Here is a 14733-nt window from a genome sequence, read left to right as displayed (position 1 = left end):
GTGTTGCCTCTCGCTCCATAAAACCTAACTCGATTCGGTCGATACTACCACTGAGGCGTGCGTTTTCGGGCATAGATCACTTTGAAAACGCTACGCCTCACCCTTCAATCCTTATCTGAACACCGCCGCTGTCCGCTAGGAGAGGGTCATGAGCGGCGTCGATCTCGACGAGGACGATCCCTTCGAGGAGCAGCGGGAGCAGGTCGAGAACCCGATGCGCCGGCTGTTCCGCGCGTACGGTGGGGACTACAAGTTCTCGGCGACCGTCGGGATCGTCGGCAGCGTGTTCGCCCGGCTGTTAGATCTCGTGCCGCCGATCCTGCTTGGGTTCGCGCTCGACGCCATCTTCGAACAGAACAAGCAGTTTTCCAGCATCTGGTTCGTGCCCGACAGCGTGATTCCGGCCGACCAGCAGGGCCAGTTGGTCCTCACCGTCGCGCTGATCGCGGGCGCGTTTTTCACCGCTGCGGGCTTTCACTGGGTGCGAAACTGGGGATTCAACGACTTCGCCCAGAACATCCAGCACGACGTCCGGACCGACACGTACGACAAGATGCAGCGGCTCAACATGGACTTCTTCGCCGACAAGCAGACCGGCGAGATGATGTCGATCCTCTCGAACGACGTCAACCGGTTGGAGCGATTTCTCAACGACGGGATGAACTCGATGTTCCGGCTGCTCGTGATGGTGCTGGGAATCGCGGGCGTCCTGTTTTACCTCAACTGGCAACTCGCGCTCGTCGCACTGCTCCCGGTCCCGCTGATCGGCCTCTTTACCTACAAGTTCATCCAGATCATCCAGCCCAAGTACAAGGAGGTCCGGTCGACGGTCGGTAACGTCAACTCCCGGCTGGAGAACAACCTCGGCGGCATCACGGTCATCAAGTCCTCGAACACCGAAACCTACGAGTCCGACCGCGTCGAGGACGTCTCGCAGGACTACTTCGACGCCAACTGGGACGCGATCGGCACCCGGATCAAGTTCTTCCCCGGCCTGCGGATCCTCGCGGGGATCGGCTTCGTCGCCACTTTCCTCGTCGGCGGGCTCTGGGTGCTCGCGGGCGAGGGCGGCGAGGCGCCGTGGATCTTCACGATCTCGCTGACGTCGGGCGAGTTCGTCACGTTCATCCTGCTCACCCAGCGGTTCATCTGGCCGATGGCCCAGTTCGGGCAGATCATCAACATGTACCAGCGCGCCAGAGCCTCCAGCGCCCGTATCTTCGGGCTGATGGACGAGCCGGCCCGCATCGCGGAGAATCCCGACGCCGAGGAACTGGTCGTCGAGGAAGGACGTGTCGAGTACGACGACGTGACGTTCGGCTACGACGAGAGCGAGACGATCGTCGAGGACGTCAGCTTCGACGTCGAGGGCGGCGAGACGCTCGCGCTCGTCGGGCCGACCGGCGCGGGCAAGTCGACGATCCTGAAGCTCCTGATGCGCCTGTACGACGTCGACGAGGGCGCGATCCGGATCGACGGCACCGACGTGCGCGACGTGACGCTGCCGAGTCTGCGCGAGTCGATCGGCTACGTCAGTCAGGACACGTTCCTGTTCTACGGCACCGTCGCCGAGAACATCACGTACGGCACGTTCGATGCCGACCGAGAGGCGGTGATCGAGGCCGCGAAGGCCGCCGAGGCCCACGAGTTCATCCAGAACCTGCCCGAAGGCTACGACACCGAGGTGGGCGAGCGCGGCGTCAAGCTCTCGGGCGGGCAGCGTCAGCGCATCTCGATCGCCCGCGCAGTGCTCCGGGACCCCGAGATTCTCGTGCTCGACGAGGCGACCAGCGACGTCGACACCGAGACGGAGATGCTGATCCAGCGCAGCCTCGACAAGCTCACCGAGGACCGGACCACGTTCTCGATCGCCCACCGGCTCTCGACGATCAAGGACGCCGACGAGATCGTCGTCCTCGAAGGGGGCGAGATCGTCGAGCGCGGGCGTCACGACGACCTGCTCGCCAACGGCGGGCTGTACGCCCACCTCTGGGGCGTTCAGGCCGGCGAGATCGACGAGTTGCCCGAGGAGTTCGTCCAGCGCGCGGCCCGACGGCAGGCCCGCACCGAAGTCGACGGCGACGACGACTGAACGCCGGGTGTTCGACCCACGGTGCGTTTCCCAGGGAGAAGTGAGACGAGTTCACTTCCCGGACACTATTTTGTACGATGCAACGTAGATGAACGCATGCCTTCGGTCTCGCTTCAGGAGTGGTCGTTCACTCGCCCTTACAACCGGGCCCCTCCCGAGCGGCCACCACCTTCCGAAGACGACTCCGAGATATCGTACGTGGAGTCCGAGAACCGGGTCGAAATAAGCGGAGTGGTCGTCGGCGGTGGGCAGGAGGTACTCCCGGCGATGGTCGATTTTAACCGCGGTTATCTAGAGATCGAGGTCGCACCGCGCGAGCTCAACCGTCACTTCGTCCACGATATCATTCCCAACATTCCCTACGAAGTGGATGCGCAGTTCGCAGATGGGGTACCCCACGAAACGACGGTCCGGCATCTGAATGAAGACGGAGACGTTCGATTCGAAGTGACGAAGCGTCCTCCCGGAGAATAACCTCTCGGAAACCCCGATAGAGAGACAGTAGTCGGGAACTCGGGACTACTCCTCACCGTCGCCCGCGAGGTGACGCCGCCCCGGCCCGGCGACCCAGCGCGTCAGCGCGCGCGCCGCGTCGGGATCGGGGATCACGTGGTCGGCGTCGGTCTCCTCGCGCCCGACGGCGATCCCGACGCCGTCGTCGAGTTCTCGGAACGCGTCCTCGTCGGTGACGTCGTCGCCGACGTAGACGGCGAGCCAGTCGTCGCCCTCGGGAACGAGCCGGTCGCGAAGCCACTCCACGGCGGCGCCCTTGTCCCAATCCACGTCCGGTCGGATCTCGAAGATCTTCTTTCCGGACGTGATTCGCAGGTCGGCGTCGGCGTCGTCGACGGCCTCGCGGACGGCCTGCTCGACCGTTGGGACGGCGTCCTCGTCGGCGCTGCGGTAGTGGACCGTCGCGGTGACGCGCTTGTCCTCGACGCGGGGTCCCTCGATCCCTTCCAGACGTTCTGCGACGTCCGCGGCCACCGACCCGATGGCGTCGGCCGCGGACTCCGCGTCCGGGTGGACCTCGATCTCGGGCTCCGCATCACCTTCCTCTTCCGGCGGTTCCTGTAGCTCCAGCCCGTGATTGCCGGCGAAGTGGACGCCGGAGACGCCGGCGCGCTCTCGCAGGTCGGCCAGCGCGCGACCGCTGACCAGCCCGACGGCGACCCGGTCGGCGTCGCGGAGTTCGCCCAAGAGCTCGGGGACGCCGTCGAGCGGCGCCGCCGCGGCGGGGTCCTCGACGATGGGCGCGAGCGTCCCGTCGAAATCGAGAAGAAAGAGCAGTCCCTCGGCGGTGCGAAGCCGCGCTTCGAGATCCTCCAGCACCGGTGCGAGTTCGGGGGAGTCGGCCGGGTCCCGGTCGGAGTTCTCCATGGCGGTCAGGATTCGACGGTCGACTCCTGCTGGTTCCGGGAGCTCTCGATCCGCTCGGCGGTCCGGAACTGGCGCGCGATCCAGTCGAACACGTCGGCGTCGAGCACCTGCTCGCGGAGCGCGCGCATCCGCTCGGCGCGCTCGTCGTCGGGCATCGTCAGCGCCGCCTCGATCGCGTCGGCGACGCCCGGCGTGTCGGCGGGGTGGATCAGCAGCGCGTTCTCCCCGAGCTCGCCGCTCGACCCCGCGAGCTCCGAGAGCACCAGCACGCCGTCCTCGTCGAGCTGGGCGGCCGCGAACTCCTTCGAGACGAGGTTCATCCCGTCACGCAGCGACGTGACCAGGCAGATGTCGGCGCCGCGGTACAGCCCCGCCAGCTCCTCGCCCGAGAGCATCTCCGTGGTGTAGACGATCGGCTGCCAGTCGGTCGTTCCGAACCGTGCGTTGACGTCGGCGACCTTCGCCTCGACGCGCTCCTGGATCTTCCGGTAGGCTGGGATCCGGCTTCGGCTCTCGGCGCCCTTCTGGACGTAGGTGAGCTCGCCGCGCCACTCCGGACGCGTCTCCCAGAAGTGTTCCAGCGCTTCGAGGCGCTCGACGATCCCCTTGGTGTAGTCCAGCCGGTCGACGCCGACCGCGACCTGCTGGTCGCCGTCGATCCCGTGACCGCTGGTGAACGTCTCCCAGAACTCCTCGGCCTCGTCGGTGGCGGCGGCGTCGGCCTGGGACGCGGCGTCGATGCCGATGCCGAACGGCCGGACGTACGTGCGCCGGTCGCCGTGTCGGACGCTTCGCGTCTCGCGGTCGACGTCGAGATCGGTCAGCGCGTCGACGGTGTCGAGGAAGTGCTGGCAGTACGCCTCCGTGTGAAAGCCCAGCACGTCGTTCGCGAGCAGGCCGTCGAGGAGGTCGTCGGCCTGCGGGCACGCGCGGAACACGTCCCAGCCCGGCCACGGCAGGTGCCAGAACTGCATGATGAAGGCGTCGTCGAGGCGCTCGCGGGCCATCCGGGGCGCCAGCCCGAAGTGGTAGTCCTGGAACCACAGCACCGGAGTGTCGCCCTCGCTGGCCTCGACGGCGGCTTCGGCGAACAGCTCGTTGACCCGCCGGTAGCACTCCCAATCGCTCTGCGAGAACGTCGCTCGCGTCGTGTCCGAGTGCGAGAGCGGCCACAGCGCCTGGTTGCTGTAGCCGTAGTAGTAGCCGTCGACCTGATCCTCGTCGAGCCAGACCCGCCGCAGGTCGTAGCTCGGATCGTCGGGCGGCACGGCGACGACGTCGTCGTCGGCGACGACGCGGTCGGCCTCGCCGCTCCCCCACGCGACCCAGGTCCCCTCGACCGTCTGCATCACGGGGTCGAGCGCGGCGGTCAGCCCGCCGGCGGGCCGGTTGACGACGATCTCGTCGTCCTCGTACTCGTGACTGTAGGGCTGGCGGTTCGAGATCACGACCGGACTGCGTCCGTCCAGAAACGACGCCGCGGCCTCGGTGGCCGCCGTCTTCGAGTCGGCGTCGCCGCCGGGGTCGTCGTTTCCGTCCGATCCGCCGTCGGGGTCGCCGTTTTCGCCCTGCTCGTCGGGCGTCACGATCGGCCACCCCCGCGAGCGATCCGGGATGCTGGCGGCATCGGCCGCTGACTCCGAGACGCGCACGGCACCGTCCGCTCTCTGTTCCCCGCGCGTCGGCGACGCTTCGACCGTCCGTCCGGTCCGATCGGTGCGTTCGTCATGTCCCACTCCCCTCGCCGATTGAGTCGGTCGGGGGAAAAGCCGTCCCACCGTTCACGACCGTTCGGCCGTCACTGCACGCGATTAGCGGCCGCCTACCCGCGTTCGAGTCCGGACGCCGCTGGGATCGAGTGGCCGATAACTGCTGCTTACCGGCCTCGCCGTACGAGCGATCGTCAGAGCGACTCCTGATCGGAGCCGGTGTCCTGGCCCGGCGCACCCTCCTCTTGGCGGTCTTCCCCGGTCGCCGGCGGCGTCCGGTCGCTGTAGTTCTTGCGCCCGATCGCGTCGTCGCCGACCATGTTGAGCGCGGCCTGCTGGACATCGTTTTTCGAGTCGAACTCCTGGTCGCCCATCGGTTCGAGCAGCTCCGACAGCGTGGTACTTCCCCCCTCGTACGAGAGTTCGGCGTCGCCGTGGTCGTCGAGCAGTTCCTCGGTCGTCACCGGGTAGGACTTCTCGTCGAGTTCGTCGTCGAGGCCACCGAACTCGACGCCCATCTCGCGACTGTCGCCCCCGTCGGTGTCGGTGTCGTCTGACATTGGAATCTCCCAGTGGGAGTGACGCCGGGGCCACACAAACCCGTTGGCCCCACATATTTATCGCCGCCGCGCCAGGCTCCTGACGTGCACCTCAGCGAACGAACCTGGACGGACGCCGCCGACGCCGGGACGGATCTGGCGGTCCTGCCGGTCGGCAGCACCGAACAGCACGGCCCCCACGCCCCGCTGGGGACCGACGTCCTGACGGCCGAAGCGGTCGCGGAAGCCGGCGTCGAGCGCTACGACGGCGAGGTCGTCGTCGCGCCGGCGATCCCGGTCGGCGTCGCCGAGGAACACCGCCAGTTCCCCGGCACGCTGTGGGTCTCTGAGGAGACGTTTCGCTCGTACGTCCGCGAGACGGTCGACAGCCTCGCCGACCACGGCTGGGACCGGGTCGTGCTGGTCAACGGCCACGGCGGCAACGTCGACGCGCTCCGGGAGGTCGCGGGCCGGATCGTCCGCCGGGACGACGCCTACGCGGTGCCGTTCACCTGGTTCGATTCGGTCGGCGACCACGCCGCTGACATGGGCCACGGCGGCCCGCTGGAGACCGCGGTGCTGCGCGCCGTGGCGCCAGAACTCGTCCGCGAGGATCGGATCGACGAGGCGCGCGAGGGCGCCAGCGACGGCTGGGGCGAGTGGGTCAGCGGCGTCAACCTCGCCTTCGACTCGGCGGAGTTCTCGGAAAACGGCGTCGTCGGCGACCCCGACGAGGGGGACGCGGAACGCGGCGAAGAACTGCTGGACCTCGCGGCCGACGCGCTGGCGGCGCTGCTCGACGCGATCGAAACGCGGGACGTGAGTCGGCCCGACCGGCGCTGAGTCGGGGCGGCGTCGTCACTCCGCTTCGGCTTCCTCGGCGTCGGCGTCCGCATCGGCGTCGGCGTCCGCGTCGGCGTCGGCGTCCGCGTCGGCATCGGCGGCATCCTCGTCGTCGGTCGACTCGGCGGCCTCGTCGAGCGTTCCGCGGAGGTCGGGAATCGTCGCCGTGAGGTCGCCGACCTGCTCGTGGGCCTCCTCGATCGTCTCGATCGTCTCCTCGACTTCCTCGATGGACGCTTCGAGGTCGTCGGCGTCGTCGAACGCGTCGGCGCGCTGGCCCATCGTGAACCACTTCTTGGCGTCGCGTAGCTCGTCGGCGGCGTCCTCGACGTCGAGCGCCGAGCGCAGCCCGTTGAGCACGCCGAGCACGTTGTCGGCCTCGGCGTCCCAGACGGCCTCGCTGTCTGGGAGCGCGGCGCGGGCGTCGTCGAGCGACGCCTCGACGTCCTCGCGCATCTCGCTTGCGGCCTCGCCGAACAGTTCGTCGTCGTCGAGCGTCGACTGGCTCATACCACGTCCTTCGACCCGCCCATGGTTAAAAAGTCGCCCGAAAGTGAAAGTGAAATCTCCTCCGAGAGCGATCCAGAAACCGGTTCGGGCTTCCGTCGCGGGAACGATCCGAAACGAAGGTAGTGTCGTCGAACACTCGTCGTCCGGTCGGCGGCGTCGGCGCGCCGCGCTGCGACCCGCACCCCGGCGACGCGCTCGTCTACGCCTCTCCGAGCCGATAGGGATGATCCAGCGGGTCCGCGGCGACGGCGATCGCCCCGTGGATCGTCAGCGCGACGGCCAGGAGCCCGATGTTCCACCACGGCGAGTTGTACCAGATCAGGTCGAGCCCCCACGACTGCCGGATGAACGGCCAGAGCGGCTCGATCGGCGTGGAAAGGTCCGGCGCCGAGAGCATGTCCGCGAAGATGTGGCTCAGCCCGCCCACCGCGTACGCCACGGCCGCGAACACGAACGCGCTACGCTTGTCGAACCGTTCGCCGCGGGTCCAGCGCTCGAACGGCCCGGCGAACGCTGCGGCGGTGATGGCGCCGGCGACGACGCTCGCGCCGAGGACGGCGACGACCGTGTGCGTGATGCCGTGGTGGTGGATCGCCGCCGGGAACCACTGACTGAGAAACAGGTCGATGTCCGGGAGCAGCGCGGCCACGGCCGCGATCCCGATGAACGCCAGGCTGGCGCGGTCATTCCAGATGAACCATGCCGGAATCGCCCACAGCAACCCCATCGCCACGTGTCCCATAACGTCTACCATTGTAGGCGAACTCACAGCCGGCGACCGCAAAGCTCTGGGCCCTAAAAGCTTGATCGCCGGCGCTCGCGGCCGGCCGTCGAACGCACGGACACCGACGGGACACTTCCACCTACCGCCGCACTTCCTCGACGCGCATCAGCGGGTAGCCCTCTTCCATCGCCATGCTGGTGACGACCTCGGTGCCCTCGTAGTCCACGACGATCTCGACCTCCATGAACTCGCCCGTCAGCTCGGTGTAGCCGTGGTCGATCGCGGCGTCGAGACGGTCTTCGAGGATGTCGACGGACACATCGACGCAGTGGGGCTGGTTCTCGATCGACTCCTCGATGGCCCGTTCCAGACTCGCCGCGTTGTCGGGGCTGACCGGCGTCCCCGCGAACTGGTGGTACAGCGTGCCGAACTTGACCCCGGCCTCGAAACACGCTCGCTCGCCGATCGTCGGCGTCGTGTCTGCGTCGTCCATGTCAGCTCATCGGGGCCTGGCGTCCTAAATCGCATGGTACTTATCGCCCCTCGTCCACTGAGCGAGTGAATGGACGACCCCGTGCTGCTGACCGGCGCGAGCGGGCGCGTCGGACAGGCCATCCTGGGCGGGATCGCGGACGACTACGAGTGGCGACTCCTCGATCGCGAACCGCCGACCGGCGACCATCCCGGAGAGTACGTCGTCGCCGACGTCACCGACTACGACGCCGTTCGCGAGGCGATGGAGGGCGTCGGCGCGGTGATCCACCTCGCCGGCGACCCTCGTCCCGAGGCGCCGTGGTCGAGCGTGCTGGAGAACAACATCGACGGCGCCAAGACCGTCTACGAGGCCGCGGTCGACGCCGGCGTCGAGAAGTTCGTCTTCGCTTCCTCGAACCACGCCGTCGGCGCCTACGAGACCGACGAGCGGACGCCGGAGATGTACCGCGACCACCACGAGCTGCGCCTCGACGGTACCGAGCTCCCGCGCCCCACGAATCTCTACGGCGTCAGCAAGGCCGCTGGCGAGACGCTCGGCCGGTACTACCACGACGAGCACGGCCTCGACGTCGCCTGCGTCCGCATCGGCAATCTCACCGAGGGCCACCCGCCGATCGACTACGAGCGCGGCCAGGCGATGTGGCTCTCCTATCGGGATTGTGCCCACCTGTTCGACCGCTGTCTTCGGGCCGACTACGATTACGAGATCGTCTACGGCATCTCCGACAACGACCGCAAGTACTACTCGATCGATCGCGCGAAGGACGTGCTCGGCTACGAACCGCGAGACAACTCTGCGCACTTCGAGGGCGAGGAACGGGTCGCCGAGCCGGACGCCTGAGTTCGGCGTCCGGCGGCGTCGGTCGGCGTCCCGATGCGTTCTCGACTCGTCGACAACTTCTCGTAGCGACGCTCAGTCGAACAGCCCTTCGACGTCTTGTTCCCGTGAGCGCCGCCGATCGACGTGCTGACCGAGCCGCTGGTAGATGATCCCTCGATTTTCCGCGTCGCCGACGAAATCGAGCAGGAACGTGACGTACTTGCTGCCTTCGTCGCCCGCGTCGAGGTCCTCGCGGGCGTACCGGACGGCCCGCTCGACGACGGCTTCGTCGAACCCCTCGATCGCCTCGGCGAGCAGCGGCGCCGCGATCCAGACCGCGTCGACGTCGAGATCGGCGAGTTCGACGGCTCGCCCTTCGACGCGCAGTTTCGGCGGACGCCGTCGCTCGATCACTTCGGGATCCGCGGCGAGGGTCGCGAGGAACGATCGGGCCGTCCCGACGTTCACGTCGCGGTAGTCCTCGGAGAGGTCCGCGAGATACTCGCCCGCGCTCTCGGCCAGCCCGACCGCGCCCTCCCAGTTGCGCCCGCGAGCGTGGTGGACCGCGGCGGTGAACTGGATCAGCCCGTGCAGCAGGCGCTCGTCGTCGGTGCCGCGCTCGAGGTCGAGCCAGTACTCTTCCCAGGCGTCGTGAGCCGCGTGGTGGTAGCCGGCGTTGTACGCGGCGACGCCCGCGCGGAGTCGGGACTCCATCGTGCGGGCGTTCGGAGAGAAGACGGAAATAGTCAGGCGCTGCGGGCTTCCTTCGCCTTCGGACGCAGGTTCCCGTAGCCGCACTTCCGGCAGCGGTCGGCCTCGGCGGCGTTGCGCGCGTTACATCGCATGCAGATCATCTTGTTGAGCAGCCGGCCCTCCGCTTTTTCGAACGTAGCCATACCCGCCCGTTGGCCGCTCGCTCGTTTAAGCGTGGTGGTTTCCCGACCGGGCGGCGGCGCTCGGCGGTTCGGGGTGGCGCTCGACAGTCGCTCGGGACGCCGTCTGCCATCGTTCGAGGCAGCCGCCAGCCATCGTACGGAACGGCGCCGTCGCTACGTGCTCGTCGTAAAACCGCAGAAGAATGCGCTAACTAGTTAGAGACGGCCGGCCTTCTGGAGCTTCATCAGGTCCTCGGTGTCGAGGGTCTCGCCGTCCTTGAACCGCTCGTAGATCTCCTCGGCTTCCTGCTCGACTTCCTCTTTCTCCTGCTCGCGCTCGGACTTGCGCTCTTCTTCCTCTTCCTTGTCGAGTTCGCGCAGGCGCTTCTGGACGCGGACGAAGTCCTCGTGGTGGCGGTCGGCGGCCTCCTGGGCCTCCACGAACAGCTCGTGCATCTCGTCGGCGTCGTCGCGGATGTCGTCGGCCTCTCGATAGGCCTCGATCATCTGGTTGTGGTGCTCCTGAGCCTTGTCGGCGAGCTCGGTCACCTTCTGGTGGTGCTGGCTGGCCTCCGATCGCACTTCCTCGGCCTCCTCGACGAGATCGTCGAGCTCCTCGTTCTGGTCGAGTTTCTCCTTGCGGTTGGTGTACTCCTCGCGCTTCTCCTCGATCTTCTCGATGAGCTCGCGCTCGTCTTCGGTGCTGAGGACCTCGGTCTGCTGTTTAAATTCCAGCTCCTCGATCTCCTCTTCGAGCTCCTCGAGGTCCTTGCCCTCGTCGAGCTCCATGTCCGACTTCATGTCCTCGACCTTGTCGAACAGCTCGTTGGCCTCCGCGTTGAGCTCGTTGCGGCTCTCCTTGTGCTCCTGGACCTGCTCGTTGAGCTCGTCGCGCTGCTCGCGGTGTTCCTGGGCTTCGTCGACCTTCTCGCGTGTCTTCGCGTTCAGGTCGTCCCGCTTGGAGGCGCGCTCGGACGCCAGCTGGTTCAGCTCGTTTCGTCGGTCTCGCAGCTGCCCTGCGAGCTTGATGAGCTGTCCTTTCGATTTGTTCTCGAGGTCGTCTTCCGTGAGTTCGACGTTGTCCGCTTCGTCGAGTTCTTGTGCTTCTACCATTGTTAGTCAAGCCTCTGTGCCATACCCGCACCGGCGGGACAGCAGTAGCTCGCGACGTGTGACGACGGTTCGGTGATAAGATCCCCTGTCATTGGTCTGCGAGCGATGCTGCCTGAACGCCGGTGGCGTTCTGGTACCCGTTACTAACGCGCCTTGTAATTTAAAAGTACCGGTCGTCAACCCCGTGAAAACAGTTAGCAAGCGGCCTGACGGGGCGTGTAAGGGATTCCCAAGGGACCCAGAGACATATATAAACGTTCGACCGCGGACGCCGGCGCGTTCCGGGGATCGGCGTCCGGTACGCAGGAGCGTCTCGGACGAGCGCAGACGCCGTCGCCGGACATTTGACTCGCTCTGCGGAGTGGACTCGGCCGTAGGAGATTGATCCGCTCCGCTTCGGCGATCGGCTTCACTGCGTCGACCCGTCGGCGATCGACGCTACAGCCGGTAGGTGTTCGTAACGCGCTCGCCGTCGACCGCCACCTCGAGAACGACCTCGTCGGCGCCTCCGGGGATCTTCAGCCCACCGGCCGACTCGCTGTCGAGCGGGTCGACCGTCGTATCGAACGATCCGCTGCGGTCGCCGGCGGTCCACTCGACGGTCGCCTCGGCCGGATCTGCGGCGTCGTTGACCACCGTGACGCCGACGGCGCCCGGACTCGGTTCGGCGTCGAGCACGGCCTGCACGGGTTCGTAGGCGTCCGCGAGCGCCTCGTAAGCCGGCTTCTCGTGCCCGTCGGCGTCGAGGACGCCCATCCCGCCCGCCGGTCGAGCGTCCCGCAGCGCGAACGACGCGAGCACGTCGGCGTCCCGGCGACGCAGTCCTTCGCCGACGCGCTTGAGCGTTCGCGCCTGCTCGCGCTGGGTCGCCGCGGGATCGTCGGCGTCGAGGCGATCCGCGAGATCGGACGTCGGCTCCACGTCGTCCCGGTCGACGAGCGATCCGGCGCCGAACTCCGCGACCACGTCGCCCAGGCCGGGATATCTGTCGACCAGTCGGTCGACATCGTCGGCCCGGCCGTAGTCCCATCCCGGGTACAGCGTCGCGGCGTCGGCCCCGGTGCCCGGCGGGCCGGTGACGGGCACGACCGGGCGGTCGGTGTCGAACGACGCGGCGATCTCGTCGTCGATCGAGCGATCGTAGCTCGTCCGCCAGGCGCGCCAGCGCAGCCGCGAACGGGCGATTCTCCCGCTTCCGAGGGGTTGTTCGAAGGGAGCTTCCGGATCGTCGCGGACGCCGTAGATCCCCACGCTCGGGCTGGATCGACAGGTATCGACCAGCGCCTCGGCCAGCTCGGCGCCCCGCCCGGGATCGACGTCGGCGTCGCCGGTCAGGGGGAGGTCCTGCCAGACCAGCAGTCCGGCCTCGTCGCAGGCCTCGCGGAACGACGGCGAGGGGACGTGCGCGTGTGCGCGAACGAGATTCGCGTTCGCATCGGCGACGGCCGCGACGTCCGCCGCGGGATCGTCGCTCGGGAGAACGTTGATCCCGCGTGCCCGCGCTCGCTGCCCGTTGACCACGAGTCCGTCGTCGTCGAGGTCGACGGTGCAGAAGCCGGTCGTCGCCGAGCGCTCGGCGCCGTCCAGTTTCGCGGTTACCTCGTAACGGTGCTGTGAGCCCAGCCCGCGGGGCCACCAGAACTGCGGGTCCCGGACCTCGATCTGTCTGGTCACCGTCACGCGCTCGCCGGATGCAGCTTGCACGCGCGCCCGTTCCATCGCGGCGCCGCCGCGGAACCCCTTCGGACGCAGCGACAGCGTCGCGCGATCGTCGACAGCCTCGGCGGCGTCGACCGTCAACTCGGCGTCGATCGTCGCCCGCTCTTCGCCGAGCGTCGGCGTCACCGAGAGGTCGACGAGCGCGACGGGTCCGTGGGTTTCGATTCTGGCGTCCCACCAGATGCCCGGAACGCGATCGGTCTCTGGCAGCAGATCGGTCTCGTGGACGCCGCCGAAGCCGTCGGTCGGCCGCCGACACTCGACGATCACCTCGTTGTCCGCCGAGGGCTCGAACTCGAAGCGCGCGGGTTCGAAGTAGGTGTCGTGCTCGCCGAGCAACTCGCCGTCGTGCCAGACGCGCGCCCGCGCGTAGAGCCCTTCGAGGACGAGCGTCGCTCGGGTCGCCTCGCCCTCGCGCGGGTCGGGAAACGTCGTCCGGTAGGCGACGGCGTCGGCTCCCGCCAGCGCGTCCGCCCGCCCGGGAACCTCGACGGGTTGGGGATCCTCGACTGCCGGCGGCGCGTCGTCCTCGCTCGGTTCGACCGCGGCCCCCAGCCACTGGCCCAGCATCACTACCCACTCCACCGCACGGGACCGAAATAGGTCTTACTCTCGACAGTCCCGGGATCGCCGGCCGTCGGCGCGACGCGGCGTCGATTCGACTACTTTCACTTTCACTCCGGGGAAGGCGCAGTTTAAGGGTCGTATCGAACGCACCTCGAAGTATGCTCGAACGGCTCACAAGCACGTGCGAGGGCGAGGGGTGCGACCGGCGGCTCGACGACGACCACCTGATGCTCGCGATGGAGACCGAGCACGGCGTCCGCCGCGCCTACGAGTGCGACTGCGGCGCCGTGACGATCACGGTCGTCCAGAACCAGTAGGCTCGCGGCTCCCGCGGCGACGGCCCCCTCCGACCCTCGATCGCGACCGGAGATGCGTGCGCTCAAGTCGCCCGACCGAGAATCGCCGCCCATGAGAGAAGTGATCCGAGCGACGGGTCACCCGAACGTCCTCGCGGAACACACGAGCACGTTCGAGGTGACGACCGACGACTACCTGACACCGGCCGGCGACTGCATCCTCGCGATCGAGGCCGACCGCGCGCCCGCCGACTTCGACGCCGAGTTCGTGGAAGCGTGCCAGAACCGCGACGCCACCATCACCGCCGAGCTGGCGGTCGGCGACCGAACCGAACGAATCACCGGCAGCGGCCACCCCGATCTCTCCTTCGAGAGCGAGCGCAGCGCCGTCGGCCGGACGAGCGACCACGTCGACGAGCGCACCGTCATGATCGACGCCGACAGCCCCGCGCTCGGCGTCGACCGCGAGATCGTCGAAGCGCTGGCCGACGGCGCCGACGCGACGCTGACGCTGTCGGTCGAGTAAGTCGTTTGCCTGTCCGTCGAGTAAGCAGTCTTCCCGTCCGTCGAATAGGTCGTCCTACCCGGTCTTACGCGTCGGCGTCGACGTGTTTCTCCACCAACTCGACGTTCCGGCGGTTGGCCTTCCACGCCGTGTCGAACAGCGTCCCGAGGATCGGGATCATCCCGACCGTGGCGTCGAGTCCGATGTTGAACAGCATCCGACCGATCACGTGCTTCGGGACGCCGAGGTTGACCGCTTCGGCGACGATGTACCCGCCGACGACCGCCGTCGCCCAGTCACCGGCGATCGGCAGGATGCCGACGATCGGGTCGATGCCGAACCGAATGTCCGTTCCGGGGACTCGGAACGCGTCGTCGAGCAGCGTGCCGATGGCGTCGATGCGCTTGAGCGCCCCTTCCGCACCCCCCACGACCGCCTCCTCGAATTCTTCCTCGACTTCGTCGACCGTCACTCGGTGATTCATACCTGACGTTCGCCCTCGAACGGTTTAGGCTCGCGGGCGAGGTGGTTTGGCTCGCTGCTGCG

At 67.6% G+C, this 14733-nt stretch carries 17 protein-coding genes; 6 read left to right on the top strand and 11 right to left on the bottom strand.

Annotated features, from left to right (window positions below):
- Positions 1–148 precede the first annotated feature (148 nt).
- Positions 149–2092 (top strand): ABC transporter ATP-binding protein, encoded by a 1944-nt coding sequence (locus tag NO931_RS20300; protein ID WP_256394186.1) that lies wholly within the window; start codon positions 149–151, stop codon positions 2090–2092.
- A gap of 198 nt (positions 2093–2290) precedes the next feature.
- Entirely contained in the window at positions 2291–2566 is a 276-nt protein-coding gene (locus tag NO931_RS20295) for a hypothetical protein (RefSeq protein ID WP_256394185.1), read from the top strand.
- A 45-nt stretch (positions 2567–2611) separates the two neighbouring features.
- Here NO931_RS20295 and otsB read toward each other — a convergent pair whose 3' ends face one another.
- The 3 genes from otsB to NO931_RS20280 form a co-directional block, all read right to left on the bottom strand.
- On the bottom strand, positions 2612–3472 hold the full coding sequence (otsB, locus tag NO931_RS20290; RefSeq protein WP_256394184.1) for a trehalose-phosphatase: 861 nt from the start codon (positions 3470–3472) through the stop codon (positions 2612–2614).
- Between the two features lie 5 nt (positions 3473–3477).
- Positions 3478–5208, bottom strand: a complete 1731-nt coding sequence (locus NO931_RS20285) for an alpha,alpha-trehalose-phosphate synthase (UDP-forming) (RefSeq protein WP_256394183.1) — start codon at positions 5206–5208, stop codon at positions 3478–3480.
- A gap of 167 nt (positions 5209–5375) precedes the next feature.
- The gene (locus tag NO931_RS20280) at positions 5376–5741 is read right to left on the bottom strand and encodes a DUF5789 family protein (RefSeq protein WP_256394182.1); all 366 of its coding nucleotides are present in this window, start codon (positions 5739–5741) and stop codon (positions 5376–5378) included.
- An 84-nt stretch (positions 5742–5825) separates the two neighbouring features.
- Here NO931_RS20280 and NO931_RS20275 point away from each other — a divergent pair, with 84 nt between their 5' ends.
- The gene (locus NO931_RS20275) at positions 5826–6563 is read left to right on the top strand and encodes a creatininase family protein (RefSeq protein ID WP_256394181.1); all 738 of its coding nucleotides are present in this window, start codon (positions 5826–5828) and stop codon (positions 6561–6563) included.
- Positions 6564–6578: 15 nt separating this feature from the next.
- Here NO931_RS20275 and NO931_RS20270 read toward each other — a convergent pair whose 3' ends face one another.
- The 3 genes from NO931_RS20270 to NO931_RS20260 form a co-directional block, all read right to left on the bottom strand.
- On the bottom strand, positions 6579–7073 hold the full coding sequence (locus NO931_RS20270) for a DUF5790 family protein (RefSeq protein WP_256394180.1): 495 nt from the start codon (positions 7071–7073) through the stop codon (positions 6579–6581).
- Positions 7074–7272: 199 nt separating this feature from the next.
- Positions 7273–7827 carry a metal-dependent hydrolase gene (locus NO931_RS20265; RefSeq protein ID WP_256394179.1) on the bottom strand — a complete coding sequence of 185 codons (555 nt, stop codon included), beginning with the start codon at positions 7825–7827 and terminating at the stop codon, positions 7273–7275.
- Positions 7828–7936: 109 nt separating this feature from the next.
- On the bottom strand, positions 7937–8290 hold the full coding sequence (locus tag NO931_RS20260; protein WP_256394178.1) for a dihydroneopterin aldolase family protein: 354 nt from the start codon (positions 8288–8290) through the stop codon (positions 7937–7939).
- Between the two features lie 69 nt (positions 8291–8359).
- Between NO931_RS20260 and azf the strand changes: the two genes are divergently transcribed.
- Entirely contained in the window at positions 8360–9133 is a 774-nt protein-coding gene (azf, locus tag NO931_RS20255; protein ID WP_256394177.1) for an NAD-dependent glucose-6-phosphate dehydrogenase Azf, read from the top strand.
- 72 nt (positions 9134–9205) lie between these two features.
- Here azf and NO931_RS20250 read toward each other — a convergent pair whose 3' ends face one another.
- The 4 genes from NO931_RS20250 to NO931_RS20235 form a co-directional block, all read right to left on the bottom strand.
- Positions 9206–9826 (bottom strand): DUF309 domain-containing protein, encoded by a 621-nt coding sequence (locus NO931_RS20250; RefSeq protein WP_256394176.1) that lies wholly within the window; start codon positions 9824–9826, stop codon positions 9206–9208.
- A gap of 32 nt (positions 9827–9858) precedes the next feature.
- The gene (locus NO931_RS20245; protein WP_256394175.1) at positions 9859–10008 is read right to left on the bottom strand and encodes a 50S ribosomal protein L40e; all 150 of its coding nucleotides are present in this window, start codon (positions 10006–10008) and stop codon (positions 9859–9861) included.
- A 195-nt stretch (positions 10009–10203) separates the two neighbouring features.
- Positions 10204–11100 carry a coiled-coil protein gene (locus NO931_RS20240; protein ID WP_256394174.1) on the bottom strand — a complete coding sequence of 299 codons (897 nt, stop codon included), beginning with the start codon at positions 11098–11100 and terminating at the stop codon, positions 10204–10206.
- A 438-nt stretch (positions 11101–11538) separates the two neighbouring features.
- Positions 11539–13389: a glycoside hydrolase family 2 protein gene (locus NO931_RS20235; RefSeq protein WP_256394189.1), complete on the bottom strand. Its 1851-nt coding sequence runs from the start codon at positions 13387–13389 to the stop codon at positions 11539–11541.
- Between the two features lie 155 nt (positions 13390–13544).
- Between NO931_RS20235 and NO931_RS20230 the strand changes: the two genes are divergently transcribed.
- Positions 13545–13703 carry a hypothetical protein gene (locus NO931_RS20230; protein WP_256394173.1) on the top strand — a complete coding sequence of 53 codons (159 nt, stop codon included), beginning with the start codon at positions 13545–13547 and terminating at the stop codon, positions 13701–13703.
- Between the two features lie 91 nt (positions 13704–13794).
- Positions 13795–14208: a DUF371 domain-containing protein gene (locus tag NO931_RS20225; protein ID WP_256394172.1), complete on the top strand. Its 414-nt coding sequence runs from the start codon at positions 13795–13797 to the stop codon at positions 14206–14208.
- A gap of 64 nt (positions 14209–14272) precedes the next feature.
- On the opposite strand, the gene NO931_RS20220 is transcribed toward NO931_RS20225, so the two are convergent.
- Positions 14273–14671, bottom strand: coding sequence for a DUF4112 domain-containing protein (locus NO931_RS20220; RefSeq protein ID WP_256394171.1), 399 nt, complete (start codon positions 14669–14671; stop codon positions 14273–14275).
- Positions 14672–14733: the final 62 nt, after the last annotated feature.

Source organism: Natronoarchaeum rubrum (assembly GCF_024494695.1).
The sequence above is the reverse complement of the archived record's forward strand: the minus strand, read 5'-3'. Positions and strand labels throughout refer to the sequence as shown.